We start from the raw sequence: 3,049 nt of genomic DNA, 5'->3' as shown, positions 1-3,049 counted from the left end.
TTCGGGCAGGTGATGGGCTACGTCGTGCTGCCGCAGGCGACCCGATCGGTCATCCCGCCGATGATGAGCGTGCTCATCGCCCTGCTGAAGAACACGACCGTGGCGAGCGGCTTCTCGGTCGTCAACCTCGGCAACATCCGCGCGAACATGAGCGAGCTGGGGGAGAACCAGCTCGTCACGATCCTCTGGGTGATGGTCGTGTTCGTGGTGCTCGTGCTGCTGCTGGCGTGGCTGCAGCGCGTGCTCGAACGTCGCTGGAAGGTGGCCCGATGAGTTCCGTCCTCTACGACGTGCCCGGCCCTCGGGCGCGACTGCGCAACCGGATCCTCGGCGTCGTCACCGTGCTCGTCGTCGCCGCGGGCGTCGCCTGGACGATCTGGCGTCTCGCCGAGACCGGTCAGTTCTCTGCCCGGAAGTGGGAGCTGTTCACCTACAGCCGGGTGTGGGAGCAGTTCGGACAGGCCACCATCGCGACGCTGTCGGCGTTCGCCGCGGCCGCGCTCGGCTCGGTCGTGCTCGGCTTCGTGCTCGCGATCGGGCGTCTTTCCGACCACGCGTGGGTGCGCATCCCGGTCACCGCGGTCGTCGAGGTGCTGCGCGCCATCCCGGTGCTCGTCTTCATGCTGCTGCTCTACTACGGGCTCCCCGTGCTCGGGCTGCGGCTGCCGAGCTACGGAGCGGTGGTGATCGCGTTGATCGCCTACAACGGCTCCGTGCTCTCCGAGGTGATCCGCGCGGGTGTCGAGGCGCTGCCGCGCGGTCAGAAGGAGGCGGGATACGCCATCGGGCTGCGCAAGGCTGGGGTGCTCCGCCTGATCCTGCTGCCCCAGGCGCTGCGCGCGATGCTGCCGGTGATCATCGCGCAGCTGGTCGTCACGCTCAAGGACANCCGCGCTCGGCTTCATCATCACCTACCCCGAGCTGCTCTACTACGCGCGTCTGCTGGGCTCGAATCCGCAGTTCGGCTCGCCGCTGATCCCCTCGGCGCTGATCGCCGGCGCGATCTACGTCGCCCTGTGCCTGGCGCTCTCCTACGTCGCGTACGTCGTCGAGCGCCGCACCCGCCGGTCGCCGCGAGCGACGGGCACGGATGCCGCGGCCCCCGCGACGACCACGGAGTCCCTCGCCGCCCCGCGCGCCGAAGGCGCCCCGCCCGCGCCCTGAGACAGCCTGGGCGCTCGGTAGACTCGATTCCCGTGTCCGACGCACCCGAGAACGAGATCACGCCCGAGGCGGTGACGGCTGCGGCCGAGGCCGCGGTCGCGGCGATCGCCGCGGCATCCGATTCCGCCGAACTGAAGGCGGCGCGACAGGCGCACGTCGCGGAGGGCTCGCCGCTGGCGCGCCTGAACGCGCGCATGCGCGACGTGCCCGCGGACCGCAAGGCGGAGTTCGGCAAGCTCGTCGGCCAGGCCCGCGGGCAGGTCACGCAGGCGCTCGCCGCCCGCGAGACCGCGCTCGCCGAAGCGGAGCTCGCCGCCAAGCTCGAGGGCGAGCGCGTCGACATCACCGCCGTGCCGCAGCGCACGCGCGTGGGGGCGCGGCATCCGCTGACCCTCCTGCAGGAGCAGATCGGCGACATCTTCGTCGGCATGGGGTGGGAGATCGCGGAGGGTCCCGAGCTCGAGCACGAGTGGTTCAACTTCGACGCGCTGAACGTCGACCCCGACCACCCGGCGCGCCAGATGCAGGACACCTTCTACGTCGACCCGGTGGATCGCCACCTGGTGCTGCGCACCCAGACGAGCCCGGTGCAGATGCGCACCATGCTCTCGCGTGATGTGCCCATCTACGTCATCTCGCCCGGCCGCGTGTACCGCACCGATGAGTTCGACGCCACGCACCTGCCGGTCTTCACGCAGTTCGAGGGACTCGTGGTCGACAAGGGCATCACGATGGCGCACCTGAAGGGCACCCTCGACCACGTCGCCAAGCAGCTGTTCGGCGCCGAGGCGAAGACGCGCTTCCGCGCGAACTTCTTCCCGTTCACCGAGCCGAGTGCCGAGCTCGACCTGTGGCATCCGACCTTCAAGGGCGGCGCCCGCTGGATCGAGTGGGGCGGCTGCGGCATGGTCAACCCCAACGTGCTGCGCGCGGCGGGCCTCGACCCCGAGGTGTACTCGGGCTTCGCGTTCGGCATGGGGGTCGAGCGCACCCTCATGTTCCGCAGCGACGTGCAGGACATGCGCGACATGGCCGAGGGTGATGTGCGCTTCAGCGAGCAGTTCGGGATGGTGGTGTGATGCGCATTCCGCTGTCGTGGCTGCGTGAATATGTGGACGTCCCTGCGGACGCGACCCCGGAGGACGTGCTCGCCTCGTTCGTGAGCGTCGGCTTCGAAGAGGAGGACGTGCACTCCTTCGACGTGACCGGTCCGGTCGTCGTCGGCCAGGTGGTCTCGTTCGAGCCCGAGCCGCAGTCCAACGGCAAGACGATCCGCTGGTGCCAGGTCGACGTCGGCGAGGCGAACGGCGGCGTGCGCGGCATCGTGTGCGGCGCCGGCAACTTCTTCGCGGGCGACAAGGTCGTGGTGACGCTGCCCGGCGCAGTTCTGCCGGGGCCCTTCCCGATCGCCGCCCGCAAGACCTACGGCCACGTCTCCGACGGCATGATCGCCTCGGCGCGCGAGCTCGGCCTCGGCGAGGACCACTCCGGCATCCTGCGGCTCACCGAGCTCGGCCTCGACCCCGAGGTCGGCACCGATGCGATCGCCCTGCTCGGTCTCGACGACGTCGCCGTGGAGATCAACGTGACCCCCGACCGCGGGTATGCGCTGTCGCTGCGCGGCGCCGCACGCGAGTATTCGCACGCGACCGGTGCGGCCTTCCGCGACCCCGCGCGCGAGGGGCGGTGGGTCGACCCGGGTGCGGGCGTCGAGATCGCGATCGAGGATGCCGCACCCATCCGCGGGCGCGTCGGTGCGTCGCAGTTCGCGGCACGCGTCGTGCGCGGCGTCGATCCGTCGCGGCCGACGCCCCCGTGGATGGTGGCCCGGCTCGCGCTGGCCGGCATCCGCTCGATCTCGGTGCTCGTCGACATCACCAACTAC

2 protein-coding genes and 2 pseudogenes are annotated in these 3,049 nt (G+C 70.5%); all 4 read left to right on the top strand.

What is annotated here, in order from left to right:
* The coding region (locus ASG00_RS18055; protein WP_235559483.1) for an ABC transporter permease subunit at nt 1-273 on the top strand (273 nt) is incomplete at its 5' end.
* Nucleotides 270-888 (top strand): annotated as a pseudogene (locus ASG00_RS14550) (amino acid ABC transporter permease); the annotation flags it as partial. The gene ASG00_RS18055 and the pseudogene ASG00_RS14550, both read left to right, overlap by 4 nt.
* A gap of 308 nt (nt 889-1,196) precedes the next feature.
* The gene (pheS, locus tag ASG00_RS10380) at nt 1,197-2,243 is read left to right on the top strand and encodes a phenylalanine--tRNA ligase subunit alpha (RefSeq protein WP_056209559.1); all 1,047 of its coding nucleotides are present in this window, start codon (nt 1,197-1,199) and stop codon (nt 2,241-2,243) included.
* A pseudogene (locus ASG00_RS18045) lies at nt 2,243-3,049 on the top strand (phenylalanine--tRNA ligase beta subunit-related protein); the annotation flags it as partial. The gene pheS and the pseudogene ASG00_RS18045, both read left to right, overlap by 1 nt.

The sequence above is a fragment of the Microbacterium sp. Leaf351 genome, from assembly GCF_001423825.1.
GTDB lineage: Bacteria > Actinomycetota > Actinomycetes > Actinomycetales > Microbacteriaceae > Microbacterium > Microbacterium ginsengisoli.
The sequence above is the reverse complement of the archived record's forward strand: the minus strand, read 5'-3'. Positions and strand labels throughout refer to the sequence as shown.